At 47.7% G+C, this 18,757-nt stretch carries 19 protein-coding genes; 5 read left to right on the forward strand and 14 right to left on the reverse strand.

The genetic code is table 11. The features are described from left to right. Positions 1–35: 35 nt before the first annotated feature. Positions 36–1,001, forward strand: a complete 966-nt coding sequence (rsgA, locus tag KNO70_RS13305) for a ribosome small subunit-dependent GTPase A (protein ID WP_214731572.1) — start codon at positions 36–38, stop codon at positions 999–1,001. Positions 1,002–1,146: 145 nt separating this feature from the next. Further along, the gene (locus tag KNO70_RS13310; protein ID WP_078146347.1) at positions 1,147–2,400 is read left to right on the forward strand and encodes an Nramp family divalent metal transporter; all 1,254 of its coding nucleotides are present in this window, start codon (positions 1,147–1,149) and stop codon (positions 2,398–2,400) included. A 43-nt stretch (positions 2,401–2,443) separates the two neighbouring features. Here KNO70_RS13310 and pflA read toward each other — a convergent pair whose 3' ends face one another. Together pflA and pflB are read right to left on the reverse strand one after the other, a co-directional pair. Continuing rightward, complete coding sequence (pflA, locus tag KNO70_RS13315; protein ID WP_078146346.1) at positions 2,444–3,160, reverse strand: pyruvate formate-lyase-activating protein; 717 nt, start codon at positions 3,158–3,160, stop codon at positions 2,444–2,446. A 56-nt stretch (positions 3,161–3,216) separates the two neighbouring features. Then, on the reverse strand, positions 3,217–5,463 hold the full coding sequence (gene pflB, locus KNO70_RS13320) for a formate C-acetyltransferase (RefSeq protein ID WP_078146345.1): 2,247 nt from the start codon (positions 5,461–5,463) through the stop codon (positions 3,217–3,219). A 361-nt stretch (positions 5,464–5,824) separates the two neighbouring features. On the opposite strand from pflB, the gene KNO70_RS13325 reads away from it, so the two are divergent. From KNO70_RS13325 to KNO70_RS13335, 3 genes are read left to right on the forward strand one after another with little or no spacing between them, the layout of a single operon-like run. Further along, positions 5,825–6,247: a hypothetical protein gene (locus tag KNO70_RS13325; RefSeq protein WP_015880830.1), complete on the forward strand. Its 423-nt coding sequence runs from the start codon at positions 5,825–5,827 to the stop codon at positions 6,245–6,247. A gap of 53 nt (positions 6,248–6,300) precedes the next feature. Further along, positions 6,301–7,467, forward strand: a complete 1,167-nt coding sequence (locus KNO70_RS13330; RefSeq protein WP_078146344.1) for a DEAD/DEAH box helicase — start codon at positions 6,301–6,303, stop codon at positions 7,465–7,467. Then, positions 7,464–8,108 carry a hypothetical protein gene (locus KNO70_RS13335; protein WP_078146343.1) on the forward strand — a complete coding sequence of 215 codons (645 nt, stop codon included), beginning with the start codon at positions 7,464–7,466 and terminating at the stop codon, positions 8,106–8,108. The genes KNO70_RS13330 and KNO70_RS13335 overlap by 4 nt, the downstream gene beginning before the upstream one ends. 22 nt (positions 8,109–8,130) lie before the next feature. Here the strand turns inward: KNO70_RS13335 and KNO70_RS13340 are convergent, their stop codons facing one another. The 12 genes from KNO70_RS13340 to deoD all read right to left on the reverse strand — a co-directional run bounded on the left by KNO70_RS13340 (position 8,131) and on the right by deoD (position 18,743). Continuing rightward, a complete protein-coding gene (locus KNO70_RS13340; protein ID WP_078146342.1) occupies positions 8,131–9,237 on the reverse strand; it encodes a hypothetical protein in 1,107 nt (368 codons plus the stop codon). Positions 9,238–9,246: 9 nt separating this feature from the next. After that, positions 9,247–10,053 (reverse strand): hypothetical protein, encoded by an 807-nt coding sequence (locus KNO70_RS13345; protein ID WP_214812710.1) that lies wholly within the window; start codon positions 10,051–10,053, stop codon positions 9,247–9,249. Then, positions 10,050–10,730, reverse strand: coding sequence for an ATP-binding cassette domain-containing protein (locus KNO70_RS13350; RefSeq protein ID WP_214812711.1), 681 nt, complete (start codon positions 10,728–10,730; stop codon positions 10,050–10,052). The genes KNO70_RS13345 and KNO70_RS13350 overlap by 4 nt, the downstream gene beginning before the upstream one ends. Continuing rightward, positions 10,708–11,100, reverse strand: a complete 393-nt coding sequence (locus KNO70_RS13355; protein ID WP_214812748.1) for a GntR family transcriptional regulator — start codon at positions 11,098–11,100, stop codon at positions 10,708–10,710. Before KNO70_RS13355 ends, KNO70_RS13350 begins: the two co-directional genes overlap by 23 nt. Positions 11,101–11,239: 139 nt before the next feature. Continuing rightward, positions 11,240–11,830, reverse strand: coding sequence for a kinase (locus KNO70_RS13360; protein WP_214689168.1), 591 nt, complete (start codon positions 11,828–11,830; stop codon positions 11,240–11,242). 52 nt (positions 11,831–11,882) lie between these two features. After that, positions 11,883–13,568, reverse strand: coding sequence for a b(o/a)3-type cytochrome-c oxidase subunit 1 (locus KNO70_RS13365; protein WP_214779396.1), 1,686 nt, complete (start codon positions 13,566–13,568; stop codon positions 11,883–11,885). After that, positions 13,569–14,039: a cytochrome c oxidase subunit II gene (locus tag KNO70_RS13370; RefSeq protein WP_214731590.1), complete on the reverse strand. Its 471-nt coding sequence runs from the start codon at positions 14,037–14,039 to the stop codon at positions 13,569–13,571. It lies immediately after the preceding gene. A gap of 24 nt (positions 14,040–14,063) precedes the next feature. After that, positions 14,064–14,183, reverse strand: a complete 120-nt coding sequence (locus KNO70_RS13375) for a cytochrome c oxidase subunit 2A (RefSeq protein WP_224863290.1) — start codon at positions 14,181–14,183, stop codon at positions 14,064–14,066. 178 nt (positions 14,184–14,361) lie between these two features. Continuing rightward, the gene (locus KNO70_RS13380; RefSeq protein WP_078146335.1) at positions 14,362–15,072 is read right to left on the reverse strand and encodes a Crp/Fnr family transcriptional regulator; all 711 of its coding nucleotides are present in this window, start codon (positions 15,070–15,072) and stop codon (positions 14,362–14,364) included. A gap of 153 nt (positions 15,073–15,225) precedes the next feature. Continuing rightward, on the reverse strand, positions 15,226–16,611 hold the full coding sequence (locus KNO70_RS13385; protein ID WP_214812712.1) for an aldehyde dehydrogenase: 1,386 nt from the start codon (positions 16,609–16,611) through the stop codon (positions 15,226–15,228). A gap of 151 nt (positions 16,612–16,762) precedes the next feature. Beyond that, positions 16,763–17,908, reverse strand: coding sequence for an MFS transporter (locus KNO70_RS13390; protein WP_214812713.1), 1,146 nt, complete (start codon positions 17,906–17,908; stop codon positions 16,763–16,765). A 121-nt stretch (positions 17,909–18,029) separates the two neighbouring features. Next, positions 18,030–18,743, reverse strand: coding sequence for a purine-nucleoside phosphorylase (gene deoD, locus KNO70_RS13395; RefSeq protein ID WP_015880817.1), 714 nt, complete (start codon positions 18,741–18,743; stop codon positions 18,030–18,032). Between the last annotated feature and the right edge of the window lie 14 nt (positions 18,744–18,757).

Here is an 18,757-nt window from a genome sequence, read left to right on the forward strand (position 1 = left end):
GCTGTCGTCCTCCATCACTAAAAGGAGGATTCTTTTTGAATCAACAAACTGAAACGGGACGTGTCACGGCACAGTTCCAACATCTTTATACGGTATCAATCGGAGAAAACGCCTATATGTGCGGGGTTTCCGGAAAATTTCGACATGCCGCGACAAGCGAACGGGATTACCCGGTCATCGGCGATTATGTCACGATTCAAGTTCGCGAGCATGGTCAAGGTACGATTCACCATCTCCTTGAGCGTCGGACCGTTCTTTCACGAGCGGCCGCCGGCAACGAGACACGTGAACAACTGATCTGCGCGAACGTCGACTACGTCTTGATTACGATGGCGTGTGGACACGACTTCAACATTCGTCGCCTAGAACGCTATACGCTAGCCGCTTGGGACACCGGGGCAATCCCAATCATCGTCTTGACAAAGACCGATCAAGTCGACTCCGTCGACACATTGCTCGAAGACATTCAAGTGAACGCACCCGGAATTCAAGTATTCCCCGTCAGTGCTGTGACGGGAGAAGGTGTGGCTGAACTTCGTCACGCATTGCCGAGTGAGAGCACGATCGCCTTCGTCGGTTCGTCCGGCGTCGGAAAATCTACGCTGACGAACGCCCTCGCCCACGAGACACTTGCCGTCACGCAAGCCGTCCGGGCGCAGGACGAGCGCGGAAAACATACGACGACACACCGCGAACTGTTCCGGATCGATGACTTATACGTCATCGACACACCAGGGATGCGAGAATTCGGACTATGGGAAGGAAGCGAGCATCTCGATGAGACGTTTCGTGATATCGAAGCACTTGCCGAGACATGCCGCTTCCGCGACTGCTCACATCAGAAAGAACCGGGCTGCGCCGTTCAAGAAGCGCTAACGAACGGTACGTTAGATGCGAAGCGCTATGCCAGTTATGTCAAGCTAGAACAGGAACTTCTTTATATGGAAAAGAAGCAGGCGGAACACGCTCGTGTATTAGAAAAGAAAAAACGTCGACCTTAGAACCGTTGCACTGTGAGTCAAACGACTCACAGTTTTTTATTTGAAATTTGACAGGTTCTCATCACAGGCGTAAAATTGCCGTATACTTAAAAAGTTTACCTAGGGAAAAAAATTAACCATTACGCAAAAGAAAGAAGGATTCGGCATGCTGAACGAAGTGGATTCGGCTCTCACTCACAAATCAATGTCTCAAAAAATAAAGACGCTCCTTCCTTTTTTAGGTCCAGCGTTCGTCGCTTCGGTCGCTTATATCGATCCCGGAAATTATGCAACGAACATTGCCGCTGGATCTCAATTCGGTTACTTGCTTTTATGGGTCATCTTAGTCGCTAACTTGATGGCCGGATTGATTCAAACATTGTCTGCTAAAATTGGAATCGCGACCGGAAAAAACTTGCCTGAGATTTGTCGTGACCGTTTTTCTAAGAAGACTGCTATCTTTTTATGGATTCAAGCCGAACTCATGATCATGGCGACAGATTTAGCAGAGTTTGTAGGGGCGGCACTCGGAATTTATCTCGTGTTTGATGTAACACTCATTCAAGCGGCACTTCTGGCCGCCGTCGGTTCTTTTGCTATTTTGGAAGTACAACGTCGGGGATATCGTCCACTTGAAACGATTGTGACGGGGATGCTACTCGTCGTCGCGCTCGCTTTTGCCATTCAAACGTTCAGTGCTCAACCAGAAGTAAAACCACTCTTATCCGGTCTTCTCATCCCTCGGTTCGATGGGACGGAGAGTATATTATTGGCTGCTGGAATATTAGGCGCTACCGTTATGCCTCATGCCATCTATTTACACTCTGCGTTGACACAACGACGCATCACGGGTAAAGATGCCGTCGCACGTAAACGTATCATGAAATTTGAACGAATCGATGTAACGATTGCCATGGTGCTCGCTGGTGCAATCAATGCGAGTATGCTAATAATCGCAGCCGCTGTCTTCTATAAGAATGGATTCGTCGTGAGCGACTTAGAGATTGCACACCAGCAATTTGACTCCTTTTTAGGTTCACCGATCGCCATGCTGTTTGGAATTGGACTAATGGTTGCCGGATTGTCGAGCGCATCCGTCGGGACTTTGGCTGGAGACGTCGTCATGCAAGGCTATATTCAAAAACATATCCCGATTTATGTACGTCGTGTGATTACGATGGCTCCGCCACTCTTACTCATCCTTTCCGGTGTGAACTTGACGAATGCTCTCGTGTGGAGCCAAGTCATCCTGTCATTCGGTATCGCATTCGCCCTCGTTCCTCTGCTTCTCTTCACGAGCAACAAATCCTTGATGGGCGAACTCGTGAATCATCGGATGACGACATGGATCGGTTGGGGAATTACGACAATCGTCATCGCATTAAATCTTTTCTTAATCATCCAAACCTTTATTTTCTGATTTATAAAACAAGCGCAGACCACATCGGCCTGCGCTTGCTTTTTTATATGGTTCCCTGCAAAATCCCTTCTGCCCATTCGACTTCCTCGGATGTCGGGGGCTTCGTGCCTTTAAGCGGATAATCGAGTCCGAGCGCCTCCCATTTGTAGACGCCCATCTCATGATAAGGCAAAATCTCGACTTTCTCGACATGGTCTAGCTTTTGAATGAACGCGGCGGTGCGACGAAGCGCACCTTCTTCGAGCGTCCATCCAGGTACAAGGACGTGGCGAATCCACATTTTCGTTCCGCGCTCGGAAAGGTGTTCGGCAAGCGCGAGCGTGTTGGCATTGCTACGTCCCGTCAACTTCTTACACATGTCGTCGTCGATATGCTTGATATCGAGCAAGACAAGGTCGGTGTGATCTAAAATCGCATCCAAATTAGGAGGTCGGAGCGCACCGGACGTATCAAGTGTCGTATGAAGCCCATGCTTTTTCGCTTCACGCAGCAGCGCCTCTAAAAATTCAGGTTGCGCGAGTGGGTCACCACCAGAAATGGTGATGCCGCCTTTCGATGCTTCCATGAACGGACGGTAACTGAGCGCCTCTTGAATGACGTCTTCAGCCGAGCGGTGGTTATTCTTTTTGAAATCCCACGTGTCCGCATTATGGCAGTATAAACAACGCAAGGCACAACCTTGTAAAAAGACGATGAAGCGAATCCCTGGGCCGTCAACTGTTCCGAATGATTCGACCGAATGTACATATCCCATTGTCATCGAAATGACCTCCTAACGAATGAGCGGCCCTCCGTGGAAGGCCGCTAAGCCTTTACTTACAACGAACCGTGGAACGTACGGTTGATGACGTCGATCTGTTGCTCACGTGTCAACTTGATGAAGTTGACCGCATATCCTGACACGCGGATTGTGAGTTGTGGATATTCTTCTGGATGTTCCATTGCGTCGAGAAGCGTCTCGCGGTTGAAGACGTTAACGTTCAAGTGATGTCCTTTGTGCTCTCCGCTCATGTACCCATCGAGAAGCGCCGCCAAGTTGAGTTCGCGCGCGATTTCTTCTTTTCCGAGTGCTTTCGGTACGATTGAGAACGTGTAAGAGATTCCGTCTTGTGCGTGTTCAAATGGAAGTTTCGCAACAGATGAGAGCGATGCAGCCGCACCTTTTGTATCCCGTCCATGCATTGGGTTGGCACCTGGAGCGAATGGTTCACCCGCACGACGACCGTCTGGCGTATTTCCTGTTTTCTTACCGTAGACGACGTTCGATGTGATCGTGAGGACCGATTGCGTATGAAGTGCGTCACGATATGTTTTATGTTTCCGTACTTTCTCCATGAATGATTCGACGAGTTCGACGGCGATTGCATCGACACGGTCATCATTGTTTCCGAATTTCGGGAAGTCCCCTTCTGTTTCGAAGTCGACGATGATTCCTTCTTCATTACGGATCGGTTTGACGTTTGCGTATTTGATTGCTGAAAGACTATCCGCCGTTACCGAGAGACCCGCGATCCCACAAGCCATCGTCCGTAAGATTTCAGGATCGTGAAGCGCCATTTCGATTCGTTCATACGCATATTTATCGTGCATGAAGTGAATGACGTTGAGCGTATTCACGTATAGCTCTGCCAACCAGTCGAGCGTCCGGTCAAAGTCGGCATATACTTTTTCGTACGTAAGCACGTCTTCTGTGTTCATTTCCCAAACTGGAGCGATTTGAGCACCGCTCTTCTCGTCACGACCGCCGTTCATGCTATAAAGGAGAGCCTTCGCCATGTTGGCACGCGCACCGAAGAACTGCATTTGTTTCCCGATCTTCATCGGTGACACACAACATGCGATGCCGTAGTCATCACCGAATTGTGGCATCATCAAGTCATCGTTCTCATATTGAATAGCCGAAGTTTCAATCGACATTTTCGCACAGTATTGTTTGAATCCTTCTGGAAGTTTCGTCGACCAAAGGACCGTCAAGTTTGGTTCTGGAGCTGGTCCGAGGTTCGTGAGTGAATGCAAGAACCGGAATGAACTCTTCGTGACGTTCGAGCGACCGTCTTGACTCATCCCACCGATTGATTCTGTCACCCAAGTCGGGTCACCTGAGAATAATTCATTGTAGTCCGGTGTCCGTAAGAATTTGACGATTCGAAGTTTCATGATGAAGTGGTCAACGATTTCTTGGACGTCTGATTCTGTTAAGCGACCCATTTCAAGGTCACGTTCAGCGTACACGTCAAGGAAGGTCGAGACGCGACCGAGTGACATCGCGGCACCGTTTTGTTCTTTGATGGCAGCAAGATACGCCAAGTATACCCATTGATATGCTTCTTGCGTATTTTCCGCAGGACGACCGAGGTCAAATCCATAAGCGGCCCCGAGTTGTTTAAGTTCTTGGAGGGCACGAAGTTGTTCCGATAGTTCTTCGCGGTCACGGATGTCCGATTCAGATAAGAAACCGCCACGTTTTGCCAAGTCTTTTTTGCGTTCTGCCATCAAGAAGTCGATTCCATAAAGGGCGACACGACGGTAGTCACCGATGATGCGTCCGCGTCCGTATGCATCGGGAAGCCCTGTGATGATTCCTGATTTACGAGCGGCCCGCATTTCTGGTGTATAGGCATCGAAGACACCTTGGTTATGTGTTTTACGAATCTCTGAGTAAATTTTTGTGATTTCTTCGTCTGGCTCGAAACCATATGATTCGAGTGCCGCATCGACCATACGGATGCCGCCATTCGGGTGAATCGAACGTTTGAACGGCTCATCCGTCTGAACGCCAACGACTTTCTCTAACTCTTTGTTTAAGTAACCTGGTCCATGCGACACAATTGTCGATGGTGTGTGTTGATCGACGTCCCAGACGCCTCCACGTTCACGCTCTTCTTTTGTTAGTTCCATCACACGATTCCAAAGAACGTTTGTCGCTTCAGTCGGACCTGCTAAAAACGTATCGTCTCCTGTGTACTCATGACGGTTCAAACGGATAAATTCACTGACATTCACTTCATTCGTCCACTGACCAGGGATAAAACCTGACCATGCGGATTTGATTTCGGTTGCCATGTTGATTCACTCCTCATTCTCGAAAGTAACTGCGTGTTATCTATAATGTGAGTGTACGTGAAAACGTGAACAATATGTTTTACATTATTGTGAAACTTGTAACAATCTTATGAACGTGATGAAATAGCCGTTTTTGAAAGCGTTTTACAAACTGTTATATTCGCTAGTTTATATAGTTTGAAACAGATGATTCCCAATTAGATAACGTTTACCTATCATCTGTACTAATTTGATTGTTCTGTGACGAACTATACAGTTTTTAAGGTGATTAATCTCACATCACTCGGTTAGAACTTGAATTTTTGTGTCGTATCAGACACAATGAAGGCAGAACATTGTATAAGAGGAAGGGGTTCTACTCATGACGTATGAACCATTAACAGCAAATCATGCCTTTCAGGTTGGCGATCGCATCTCATTAAAGGTCGATGAGGCTGGCGAAAAGCGTGACGGATTTATCACAGAATTTGAAGACGGAGGGTTTTGGATCCGCTTCGATGATGACATCGAGAACGAAGATTTTATCGATTATCGCGACCAGCTACTCGCCGCACTTTTGTCGCGTCCAATCCATGTCATTACGACACATCCGGAACTGAAACCGTTCGAGAACATGACGGCCGAGTTACAGTATCGCGTTTATCAAGGATTCACGATTGAGAAAGTTGAATTGACAGCAGAAGGTGCAGACGCCCACATCCAACTCATCGAAGACGGTCAGACGTATACACAGACGTTACGTTCTTCCATGGAAGATGGTCAGGAGCATGTTCGCTATATTTGACGAGGGAGCGCTGTCGCTTCCTTTGTTTTTGCCTAAAGATAAGGAGACCGAATATGAATTTTACAAAACCTTTTATTAACGAAACGTGGGATCGGATGGGCTTCAGTGAGCCGATGCCGGTCCAAAAAGAAGCGTTTCCCCTACTATTAGATGGAAAAGACGTGACAATCGAGGCACCAACCGGAACGGGTAAGACACTCGCCTACCTCCTTCCAGCCATTGAAAAGATCGACCCATCGAATGACCGCATCCAAGTCGTTGTCGTCGCCCCGACCCGTGAACTTGTCATGCAGATTCAACAAGTCGCACAACGTTTCACCGAAAAAGGCGACGTCCGCATCGGTTCGTTCATCGGTGGTGTCGAATTGAAACGTCAAATCGACCGAATCAAGAAGAAGCCACATTTGATCGTTGGGACACCAGGTCGTCTCGTCGAGTTGATCGACAAGAAAAAACTGAAGCTCCACGAGACACATACCGTCATTTTAGATGAGGCCGACCAAATCATCGACAGCGGTTTGACAGAGGCGGCAGAGCGCATCATCAAGCATACTGCGCATGAGCGTCAACTTGCACTCGTCTCGGCAACACTCACCGATTCACTCCAAGAGTGGGCGTCACCATTCATGAACGAGCCGGCACATATCAAAATCGAACGTGCTGTCAGTGATCAAGTGACGTACGGCTATCTGTTGACGACACGCCGGTATAAACCGGAACTTCTTCGTCGTCTTTCACACGTCGACGGTGTGAAGGCACTCGCCTTCATCAACAACCGCTCGTTCTTGCCACCGCTTCGCGGAGAACTTGAAAAGTTGAAAGTGAACTACCGGATGCTCGACAGCTTAAAAGGGAAGCGCGAACGCGTCGAGACGCTCCGCGAATTCCGTAAAGGCGAATACCCGCTCCTCATCACGACCGGTCTTGCTGCACGCGGTCTCGATATTGAAGATGTGACACACGTCGTCCATTTCGACTTACCGGAGTCCATTGATGACTTCATCCACCGTTCTGGCCGTACCGCTCGTGGTAACGCGGGAGGGACTGTCCTTTCACTCGTGACGACGGATGACCTGCCGCACTTGAAATCGTTCGCGCGTCAACTCGGTGTCGAGTTGAAAGAGCTCGAAATCTATCGCGGTGACGTGATTGAGAAACGGATTGAGGAGAAGCCTCCTGTCGTCAAACGTCCTGCGAACAAGCGAGGACCGCGCCGATGAAAAAAGACCGGAAAGTAATTCCCTTCCCTTTGCTCGTCGAAGAGTCCGAATTGCTTGCCGAACTGAAAAAGTTGTATGAGCAAGCGGCTCTTGCGCGAAGCACACAGTGGACGAACTATATTCAAGAGATTGCATCGGAAGGGACATGGCACTTAAAAGATGCCGAACTCTTCCGTGACCTCTTCATCGATTGGGCCGTCTTCTTTGAGACAGATGAGGATGGGATGACACCCCATGGTCGCTACTTGGCCGACCATAAGAGCGACATGTCCCCTGCCCTCTATCACGCACTCCGTGGACTAGCTGTCCCGCGTTGTAGCATCTTTGAAGTCACAGAAGACGGTCAGTTGAAAGACTGGGAGTCAAAAGAGACATACGTTGTTCAGTTACCAGAAGAACGTGAGACCGGCGACCTCATTCTCGGGAAGCTACTCGATATCCGAGGCAGTTGGCGTTTCGGTTCGGCGTTTCTCGCCTTACCTGCGAAGATGTCTGGGAATGTCGCCGATCTGTATATCGACTTTACAGATGAAGTCGGTCCCGGTGCCTTTTTGGAGCAGTTCCCAGAGTTCTGCGCGGAACTGATTGACTTGTTGCTTGATTTAGAAGAAGGCGTCATCATACCGAAACCATCAAAATAAGCAAAGGGCCGCGGCCCTTTGCTTATTTTTGTCTGACATCTACGTCAATCTGTTTGAGCATGTCACGCGCTTCTTCGTTTTCAGGCGTGATCGCCGCACTCGAGATTTGTTTCCCATCCTCGTATACATCGATGACGACCCCGTCTTTCGCTTGGCGCGTTTGGTAAAGGCGACCATTTTCATAGAATGCGTGATCCACTGAATCAAGAACTTCCCGGGTCGTTTGTTTCCCGGTGTTCAAGTCGATGACAAGTTCCTCGCCGTCCTCATTTAAGGCGAACAGGTTGTGGCCCGACACTGTATAATCCCAAAAGCCTTGCCCTTCTGCCAGTTGAACAACTTTACCCGTTTTTGTATCGTAAGCGAAGAGTCCTGGATCCGGATCCTCAACATTGATTTCCTCTTCCCCTTCTCGGATCACTTCGTACGAGCTGACACCGACAGGGATGTATCGTGTTTCTGCCATCTGTGAAAATAAATCAGTAACGTAAAATCGATTCGTATTGATGACATGGGTGATAAATCCTTTATCCATGCTCAATTCTTTGACGGTCACCTCATTCATCGCTTCATTAAACGTAGCGAGCATTGTTTTTTCTTCACCGTCATATCCATCTCGATAGACTAAGTTTAACTGGCCATCATTCAGAAATGCGCCTGCCCACACCCCGTTCACGATGTCGTATATTTTTGAATCACTGGCATCGAATGAAAACGTTGATAATTTTTCACCATCTTCTTGTTTAAACACGATGAGCTCTTTCATGCCATCCTGACCGACCCCGATATATCCGTCTTCTGTCCGAATCGATTGGGCATACGTCCATCCATTCATGATTCGATGGATGGAACGCGCATCTCCATTCAAACGTTGCCGATATCGCAGTCCCTCAGCTATATAGTTCAAGTTTGACGTGATGCGACTTTCATTAGCGGTCACTTCAAACCACTGTTCAACATCATCCTCTCTGCTATAACCAATCTCTACCACTGCGTCTTCCCACACTGATGGATTCGAACTGACGTCTAGCGCCCATTCTGCTTTCGGTTCCGTCGCATCAACGGCAAACGTCCCAAGCCCAATCACGATGACCGCACCGAGCGCGGTCATATTCCACATTCGTTTCATCTTCTCACCTCACACATTCAGTTTCGTCTGTAAAAAGCGTCTGCCGAGCCACATCGTCACACTCGTCCATACCATCAATACCACACCAACGTACACGATCGTCTCATCATAAATTAGTCGATTCGACAGGAACGCGTAACCTAAAACTGGAATAGTAAAGATGACAACTAGAATTGACAAGCTAAGTACCGGTGACCACATCGTCCGTTGCCAGAAACTTCGTTCAATCAACACGAATATGAAGATGAAGAGCACAGCAATCGTGATTATCAATTGATGAATGACAAAGTTGATGAGCGAAGAAGGATACATAACCATTAACATCCCATGGTAGGAAATAGCTTGCTCGAATGAGCCTCCCATCGGTATCATCTTTCCATCAAACCAACTCGTGAACGCTATGTACTGTAATTTGAGGGCAATCCATTCGATGGCAAATAACCCTAACGTCATCATTAAAATGGTAGCGAGTTTAGCGAAGAACAAGGTCATCCGCTTTTGTGGCATCGTGAGCAGTCGCATCATGAACGTCCCTCGTCCTTGAAAATCGCGATACCAGATCCATACGCTGTACAGCAACATCGCTGCAACGGCAATTCCGAGTGATAAAAGATACGGAGTGCCATTTAAGTAATTTAAAAATGATAGTTGATAGTCCGCATTTCCTTCACGTCGCAACTGTTCATAAAAGTTTGTTTCGTCCCATAAAAAGTAACCGAGATATCCAAACTGTAGAACGATAAGACCTGCGACTAATGTCAAGAACGGTTTCGTGACACGTTCAACTTCCCAACTCAATAGTTTCAATAGATTCATGCCCCGTACTCCTCTCTCATCACATCGACGATCGACTTCCCGTGAATGAAACGGACATCCTCGACGTCAAACTCACGAACGATGCGTCCGTTATTCAACATGACTGCCTTGTCGATCAAGTACTCGATATCCTCTATTTCATGTGTCGTAATGAGGACGCCCCGGCTCTCCATGATTTCACTTGAGAACAGTTCAACAATCTGTTCTTTCGAAAAGACATCGATTCCTGAGAACGGCTCATCGAGCAATAGATAATCAGGGTCTTGGGCAATGCCGAGCGCAAGGTTCGCTTTGGCGAGCGTTCCTTTCGATAACTCGCTCAACTTGTCTTCCGGGAACAATTTAAAATCTTCGACGAGACGAGCAAATAATGCCGAATCAAATATCGGATAAAAATCTTTCATAAACGCCTCACATTGTTCAATCGTGAAATGAATCGGGAACATCGCATGGTCGGCGACAAAGGCGACACGATTCAAATCGATCGGTTTTCCATCAATCAATACCGAACCTTTATCAAAAGGTGTCAATCCCATGATGCCCTTCAATAACGTTGATTTCCCCGTCCCGTTCAGCCCGATCAGGCACGTGATTTCCCCTTTTTTCGCTGTGAACGAAACGTCTTCAATAACTTGTTTCCGGCGATAGCGCTTTTTAACTCCCAACACTTCGATCATCGTACGTCCCCTCCTTGTACTGACGTTTAATCTTATCGACCAGCTCGTCTACCGAGACGTCGAGTTCTTGAATCGCTTCCACAAATACCGCGACCGCGTCATCTACAATCTCAGAGCGGATTTTTGCCAATACCGTACCATCTGTCGTTACACGACTCGGTCGATTTCGTTCGGTCGTAATCAATTGTTGGTCCTCCATTTCTTTGAACGCTTTTTGAACGGTGTTCGGATTAATTTTTAAATCGTTCGCTAGTTCTCGCCGGGATGGCATTTCATCCCCGGCTTTCAGTTTACCGAGTGCCATCTTCTTCTTGAAGTAGTCGACGACTTGTAGGTAAACTGGTGTCCTCGTATTGAATTGCATGTTCATCACCTTTCTAAGTGTATGACATGGTTAATACACTTTCTAACTGTATTATTAGCGTAATACACTAAGACGTCAATCATTTTTTCAAATTTTCTCCAAACAAAAAACATCTGACACGTGCGTCAGATGTTAAAACGTTCAGTCAGAGCACGCTATCTGCCCCTCTTTTCGGGTCGACGTCCCGAAGATACAAATTTTCTCCTGGCCAGTACCGGCGCTTGTATTTCTCAAGCCGTGTTGTCGGATCACCGAGGTATGTATCCCGGTTCAAAACTCGCTCGTACCGAACTTTTCGGGGACAGTCGAGATAAATCACATAGTCGAAATAAGAACGCCATTCAGGACGTTGTAGAAAAATCCCTTCTACGACAACCGTATGCGCGAACGATACGTCCACGATCTCTTCTGCGATGACATCTCGCTCATACACGTAACGAGGTAACGTCAATTCCGTCATCCCATTCCTCAATGGACGAAACAGTTCACGTTCTAAGCGCGAGACGTCCCATTGAAGTGCGTAATACTCCACCGGTTCAGGCTTTCCGGTCTGATAGCGTCTGTCCCGTTCAACGATATAGTCATCGATGTGAAGAACGTAAACACTCGGCTCATTGCTTAAATGTGAGACGAGCGTTGTCTTGCCCGCTCCGCTCAGTCCATCAATCGCCACGACAAACGGGCGATTCTCTGAGTGCATCGAACGCGCCGCACGGATGACGTCTACTATGTTCATATCGTTCCTCCTCACACAAAAGAAGTCAGCTCACGAATGAGCTGACTTCAGTTTACCAGAGTACCCAACCACGCGCTCCTGGAGGCGCACTCTCAATCAAGTGCCAGATTGGAACGGTGTATGCAAATGCGATCAAGACGAACGTCACGGTAATCCATAGCTTCCAATTCTCGAAGTAACGCGGTGTATCCATCGCCGCCTCTTCTGTCTCGGCGAGCGGGAATTCTTCTTCGCCTTTTGGAGCGAGGAATGACAAGTTGAACATCGAGTAGACGAAGATGAGAACAGAGATGAACAAAATCGTTCCCCCGATTGCCATCATGACATGATATGGGATCCACTCACGCGTCAACGCATCCGAGAAATAAGTTGCCGGACCCGTTCGACGTGGGTTCCCGTTCAATCCTGAGATATGCATCGCATAGGACATGATCGCCATACCGAACGCCCATGTTCCTGCTTGAATCAATCCAAGCTTGTTCATCGCCTTCGTCAACGTGCGACCACGAAGGACTGGGACGAGCCAGTACGCTGTTCCAAAGAACGTCAAGGCGACGGCAGTTCCGACTGTGATGTGGAAGTGTCCTGTGACCCAAAGCGTATTATGGACCATCGCGTTCAATTGGTGAGACGCGTTGATGATTCCACCTGCACCGGCCGGGATGAAGAACAACATCCCAACGAAAGGAGCAAGGAAGCGAACATCGCCATATGGCATTTTCTTCACCCATCCGAACAGCCCTTTCGCGCCGAGCGCACGTCCACGAAGTTCGAACGTCGCAAAGAGCGAGAATGCAGTCATGAATGATGGGATGACGACTAAGAACGTCAAGATGACTTGAACGAACTTCCAGAACGGTTCAATCCCTGGCTCTGTCAACTGATGGTGGAAACCGACCGGGAATGAGAAGAGTAAGAACAGCAAGAACGCCATCCGCGCCAACGCATCCGAGAAGATCTTCCCACCGATCACTTTCGGTACGACCGTATACCACACGATGTATGCCGGCATGAGCCAGAAATAAACGAGCGGGTGACCGAAGTACCAGAACAATGTACGAGATAACTCGATTCCGACTGTATCCGTCCATCCTAACGAGAGCGGAAGGAGCTGGAATAAAATCGTGGCTGCGACACCAAGTGTCGCAATGTCCCAAAGAAGCATCGTCATGATACTCATATAAGCCGGAAGTGGTGGATGAACACCAGGGTTGTCACGCTTGTAATCCGCATACATACGGAACATCGCGAAAGACGACAACCATGTCCCGACTACGAATAACACGAGTCCGACATAGAAGAGCGGATCTGCCATGAGTGGCGCATAAAACGTATATAAGACCGTCCCTTTATTGGCCAAAATCATGACGGTTACCATGACAGCACCGATGATGATCGTCCAAAAACCGAGCCACGCGACACGCGTCGGGAATGATTCAAAGCGACCGAACGATTTCGCGAGTAACGCATATAAAAGACCGATAATGAACATCGTCGTAAAGACGAGTCCAAGCATGATTCCGTGTGCAGTCAGAAGTTGATAGTATCCAAAGATTTCAGGAATGACACCCGTCCGAATCAATGTCTGAGTCAATCCAGCTAGCGCTCCAATCAAGATGGCGAGAACGGATACGAGAACGTGTCCGTAGGCAAGACGTGACTCTTTGGCTCCGATACTCGGAACTGGTACGCCGCGTTCCATCTCCCATTGCTTCAGTTTAGATGATACGTCATTCATTTATTCCACCACCTTGATTTTAGTCGACATCATATGATGCCCTGTACCACAATATTCGTTACACAAGATTAAAAATTCGCCAGCTTCTTCGAATGTGTATGTCAACGAGTTGATATGTCCCGGAATGATCATCATGTTGACCGGTGTACCCGTCAACTGAAATCCGTGGACGACGTCAGGTGATGTCACGAGGAACGTCACTTTTGCCCCTTTTGGGATTTCAACATTCCCTGGTGTGAACGTAAACGCTTGTGCGATCATGACGAGCTCGTATTCATTTTCACCAATTTGATGAAGTCCTGGTTTGTCGAACGGAGCCGTCTGATTTACTTTTGCCGGGTCAATCAAGTCTGCATCCGATGCGGGTTGATTACCTGCCGCGAATGCGGATACCCCGAGAACAGTCAGGAAGACTGCGAGTAGAATGATGCCGAATGTAAGCCAATATTTTTCTAGTTTATGAATATGCATAATGAGACCCTCCTCCCTGAATTCTTATCGAGTGACGAATAAGTAAAAGACTGATGACCACATGGCGATGATGACACCCGCCACGATCATGACCGATGTGAACGTTCCTTTTAAATTCGGTTCTTGTCCATCTTTATGTTCCACGTGTAAGACCCCTTTCGCTTGTTTTTCCACCTTTATTGTATGCAATCGCTCTGGTGATAATATGTGATATTTATCACTCCAAAAGTGACAATCACATCAATTTTGCGTAGTTTCAACACATAAAGTTCACATTTGTACAAAACCAATCCACAAAAAAACCGCCTCCACATGGGGCGGTTTACAAACGACATATTCCTGCCGGGCAACCTTCGCAATGGCATAACTCTTTTAAAAAGTCGACATCGCGAATGATGATTGATTTCGTTGTTGTGCTGATGACTCCTTCTTTTCTCCACTGACTGATCAATCGGTTCACCGTCTCACGCGGTGCTCCAATCAGTTGTCCGAGTTCTCCGTCAGACGGATGACGAGGAATCACGATTGCATCTTCTTCCTCCACTCCATGCATCGCGGCCATTCGAAGTAACGTCGAAGCCAATGCCCCTGGTTTTCCGTACAACAATAAGTCACGCACTTTCATCTCGGAGTGCTTACGCATCATCGACGTCCAGCGCAAGATTTCTCCGGCAAAACGGATATCGCGCTGCATGAGCGACTCTAATTCTCGTTTTGAAATCGTCCCGATTGTACTCTCTTCGGTCGTTTCGATGCTATACGAACTAGGGAATGTCTCCGCGATGTCAAACTCACCAAAGAAATCATCCGATCCATACATGAACATGACGAGTGGATTTCCCTTTTTCGTAATTTTCGTGAATTTGACAGATCCACTCTTCAAGTAAAAGAACTTATCACACTTTTCACCTTCCCAACACACGATACTCGCTTTTGGGTGATGTTGAAGCGTCATCATTTCGAGTAACAGCTGTTTCGTTTCATCTGAGAATACAAAACTGTTCGGTTGGGTCGTTCCACATTGCATTGACATAGGTCGGTGCTCCCTCCACGTTTCATTCGTCCGTTCCATTTATGACTTTATTATACAGGAGTGTGACAGGGAGTATCATAAAAGTATGTGACATTTCAAACAACCTTTTGAAAATAAAAAGATTCGAGTGCGACCCCGAATCTCTTGATCGATTCATCGTTGAATCAGTCGAATCAATTGTTCAGCCGGTTTGAAGTTCGGATACCGGACCGGTAAATCAAATTTCGTCGTATTCTTTAAAATAGACTTCGCATGACTGAACGTCTCAAAACTCGTTCGACCATGATAAGCCCCCATTCCGCTCTCGCCCACTCCACCGAACGGTAGATTCGGATTCGTCAAATGCATGATGACATCATTCACGCACCCGCCTCCAAAGGAAAGGTGCTTCATGACGGTTCTCTCCACTTCCTTCGACTCGGTAAAGAGATAGAGAGCCAATGGGTGTGGTCGGTCTGAGATGAACTCGATTACTTCGTCCAATTGACGATATGGAATGACTGGTAAAATCGGACCGAAAATCTCATCTTTCATCACATCAGCATCTTCATGAAGATTTGTCATGACGGTCGGCGCAATTTTAAGCTCATCTCGGTTCGTCTCTCCACCGAACACAAGGTCCCCTTCTGTCAAATAGTGAGACAAACGGTCGAAGTGCGATTCATTGACGATACGCGTGTATCGTTTCGTGCCGACACCATTCCCGAACATCGCAAACGCCTCTTGTTTAATCGCTTCTAAAAATGCGTCTTGTTGCGATTCGTGGACGAGCACATAGTCTGGTGCGACACATGTTTGACCGGCGTTCATCCATTTCCCCCAGGCGACACGTTTTGCCGCAATGGAGACGTTCGCATCTCCGTGAACGATGACTGGTGATTTCCCACCTAGTTCGAGCGTGACTGGTGTCAGATGCTTCGCTGCCGCCTGATTGACGATTCGCCCGACTTGCGTCGATCCCGTGAAGAAGATGTAATCCCATTTTTGTGCCAACAGCTCTTGCGCTGTGTCTTTATCCCCTTCGACACTTGCCACATATCGATTGGTGAAGGCACGCTCGAGCACCTGCGTCAGGACACGCGCAACATTCGGCGTCAATTCTGAAGGTTTGACAACAGCTGTATTCCCTGCGGCAATCGCACCAATGAGCGGAGCAACAGCCAATTGGAATGGATAATTCCATGGAGCGATGATCAACACCGTACCGTACGGCTCATACTGAATCTCACTCTTCATCCCAAGATGAATCGCCGTCCCACGGACACGCTTCGGACGCATCCACCGCTTCAATTCACGCATCGTTCGTGAAATCTCATCGTAAATAAATCCGATTTCTGTCGTATACGCATCCAATTCGGATTTGTTCAAATCTTCGCGAAGTGCCTCAAGCAAATCCGCTTCATAATGCTTAATGGACTCCTTTAAAAACGTCAGCATGCTCAAACGAAATGCCATCGATTTTGTCGCCTGTGTTTTAAAGAAACGGCGCTGTTTTTGGACTAGCTCGTCAATCGTCAACTGTTCAATCGGTGCCAGCATGAACTTTCCTCCTTATGATTCATCACATTTATCTCATTTTATCATCGTGTGAAACGTGAATCTAAAAAAACGCTTTCATCAACCTACTATAATACAAAGCGTTTAAATGTTTAAACGCTTAATCGTAGAGTAAGTGATTGCTTCCCTCGTGTCAAAACATCCGTACTCTTTTTCGCGCGCTGATTAGAAAGAGCAGGCTTGCGCTCCCTAAAATCAAGCCGGTCAGTGTGAACTGCTGGACGATCGAGAGTGGAAGAACACTTAAGAATGATGACCCCGCTACCGTTCCGAGAGAGAAAAAGGCATAGAACGCCCCGTATGCTTTCCCTCGATTTTGTGGAGAGGTCGATTGGATCAACAACGTATTAATGGCCGGGAATAAAATGGCAAACCCGACACCATATAAGGCAAGTACCCCATACAGGCTAGTTTGTACACCCGATTGTCCAATTAACACCTGGCTTATCCCGATGATAGCCACCCCAAGTGCGGTCAACTTTGTCGGAGAGAATCGATCAAACAATCGGTTCGTCGGCAATAAAAAGAACAGGACGGCTACCACGCCGAACATACTGAGCAATGTCCCGCTCAATCGTGAATCATATCCAAGTTCCTGCACATGGAGCGGCAGTAAAAAGGCGAGCGCCCCTTGAGAAAACATGAGGAAAAAAGCGCCCCAATAGGCACGAAGCACTTTCGGATCCGGTTTTTCCCGTGTCCTCTCTTTTTCTATTATTGTCTCGACCGTTTGACTTCCTCGCATTGTCACAATCGTCACGATGAGAATCACCCAACCGAATAAAGAGACGAATAAAAAGACAGTCGGTGGCGATGTGATGCTTGCGACGATACCGCTGAATGCTGGACCGATAATGGCAGCTAACCCGACGAAACTACCGGTAATGGCGACTTTCTTACCTTGACGGTTCATCGCGGTGACGTTCGCCGACAGCGTAAATGCAGCTGGGACGATGAGTCCGGCCATAAAGCCATGAATACACCGTACAAACAGCAACATGGATGCTGAGTCGACGAACTGATAAGCCAATAAACTGAAGCTCGTCAGAAACAAGCCGAGAACCAAAACCCGATATGGACCATTTCTGTCAGTCCATATACCAGATAACATATTTCCAAACGTGTTCGTCAACGAATAGATTGCAATGGAAAAGCCAGCGATAAACGAGGATGCCCCAACGGATACCGCAAATGTGCTCATGATCGGAAGTTGGGCGAATAAATCAAAAAAGGCAAAGAATACGATTGCATATAATATAAAACGTGATGGAGTTTTCATCGGACAATTCCTCTTTCCCGTGATCTTATTCTTAGTCTAGCTGGTGCTCCACCCGTTTCATAGGGATGAATAGGTTTAGACACAAAAAATCCCTACAGCCAAAGGCTATAGGGAAAATCGCTTAGTTTGTTACTTCGACGGCTGTGTCGAGAGCGACACGAATCATTTCATCAAATGTCGACTGACGCTCTTCTGAAGTCGTCTCTTCACCCGTCAACAAGTGGTCAGAGATCGTGAGGATCGTCAACGCGTTCACTTTATGTTTCGCTGCAAGCGTGTAAAGACCTGCTGCTTCCATCTCGATTGCGAGGCAACCGAAGTCCGCCCATTTCTTGAAGTGATGGAAATCATCTTGATAGAATTGGTCAGCCGTGAAGATTTGTCCGACTTTGACCGGGATACCCGCCTTCTCTGCGTTCATATACGCACGATGTAGGAGGTCGAACGTCGCTGTCGGCGCATAGTCCATGCCGTTGAAACGGACACGGTTTTGTCCCATTTCACTTGATGCGCTCATCGCGATGACAACGTCACGCACTTTAACATCTTCTTGAATTCCGCCCGCTGTTCCGACACGAATCAAGTTTTTAGCACCGTACGACATGATGAGTTCGTTCACGTAAATCGACATCGATGGGACACCCATCCCCGTACCTTGAACCGAGATCCGTTTGCCTTTGTATGTTCCCGTGAAGCCGTACATGCCACGAACTTCGTTATATAATTCGACGTCTTCTAAAAACGTTTCCGCGATATACTTGGCGCGAAGCGGATCCCCTGGAAGTAATACCGTTTCTGCAATTTGTCCTTCTTGAGCTCCAATGTGTACACTCATGTTTGAATTCCTCC

The sequence above is a fragment of the Exiguobacterium sp. s181 genome, assembly GCF_018617125.1.
GTDB lineage: Bacteria > Bacillota > Bacilli > Exiguobacteriales > Exiguobacteriaceae > Exiguobacterium > Exiguobacterium profundum.

Excerpts from the sequence above, each read along its gene's own strand:
- KNO70_RS13310 (WP_078146347.1), top strand. The coding sequence starts at position 1,147 with ATGCTGAACGAAGTGGATTCGGCTCTCACTCACAAATCAATGTCTCAA.
- pflA (WP_078146346.1), bottom strand. The coding sequence starts at position 3,160 with ATGACAATGGGATATGTACATTCGGTCGAATCATTCGGAACAGTTGAC.
- pflB (WP_078146345.1), bottom strand. The coding sequence starts at position 5,463 with ATGGCAACCGAAATCAAATCCGCATGGTCAGGTTTTATCCCTGGTCAG.
- KNO70_RS13325 (WP_015880830.1), top strand. The coding sequence starts at position 5,825 with ATGACGTATGAACCATTAACAGCAAATCATGCCTTTCAGGTTGGCGAT.
- KNO70_RS13330 (WP_078146344.1), top strand. The coding sequence starts at position 6,301 with ATGAATTTTACAAAACCTTTTATTAACGAAACGTGGGATCGGATGGGC.
- KNO70_RS13335 (WP_078146343.1), top strand. The coding sequence starts at position 7,464 with ATGAAAAAAGACCGGAAAGTAATTCCCTTCCCTTTGCTCGTCGAAGAG.
- KNO70_RS13340 (WP_078146342.1), bottom strand. The coding sequence starts at position 9,237 with ATGAAACGAATGTGGAATATGACCGCGCTCGGTGCGGTCATCGTGATT.
- KNO70_RS13345 (WP_214812710.1), bottom strand. The coding sequence starts at position 10,053 with ATGAATCTATTGAAACTATTGAGTTGGGAAGTTGAACGTGTCACGAAA.
- KNO70_RS13350 (WP_214812711.1), bottom strand. The coding sequence starts at position 10,730 with ATGATCGAAGTGTTGGGAGTTAAAAAGCGCTATCGCCGGAAACAAGTT.
- KNO70_RS13355 (WP_214812748.1), bottom strand. The coding sequence starts at position 11,100 with ATGAACATGCAATTCAATACGAGGACACCAGTTTACCTACAAGTCGTC.
- KNO70_RS13360 (WP_214689168.1), bottom strand. The coding sequence starts at position 11,830 with ATGAACATAGTAGACGTCATCCGTGCGGCGCGTTCGATGCACTCAGAG.
- KNO70_RS13365 (WP_214779396.1), bottom strand. The coding sequence starts at position 13,568 with ATGAATGACGTATCATCTAAACTGAAGCAATGGGAGATGGAACGCGGC.
- KNO70_RS13370 (WP_214731590.1), bottom strand. The coding sequence starts at position 14,039 with ATGCATATTCATAAACTAGAAAAATATTGGCTTACATTCGGCATCATT.
- KNO70_RS13380 (WP_078146335.1), bottom strand. The coding sequence starts at position 15,072 with ATGTCAATGCAATGTGGAACGACCCAACCGAACAGTTTTGTATTCTCA.
- KNO70_RS13385 (WP_214812712.1), bottom strand. The coding sequence starts at position 16,611 with ATGCTGGCACCGATTGAACAGTTGACGATTGACGAGCTAGTCCAAAAA.
- KNO70_RS13390 (WP_214812713.1), bottom strand. The coding sequence starts at position 17,908 with ATGAAAACTCCATCACGTTTTATATTATATGCAATCGTATTCTTTGCC.
- deoD (WP_015880817.1), bottom strand. The coding sequence starts at position 18,743 with ATGAGTGTACACATTGGAGCTCAAGAAGGACAAATTGCAGAAACGGTA.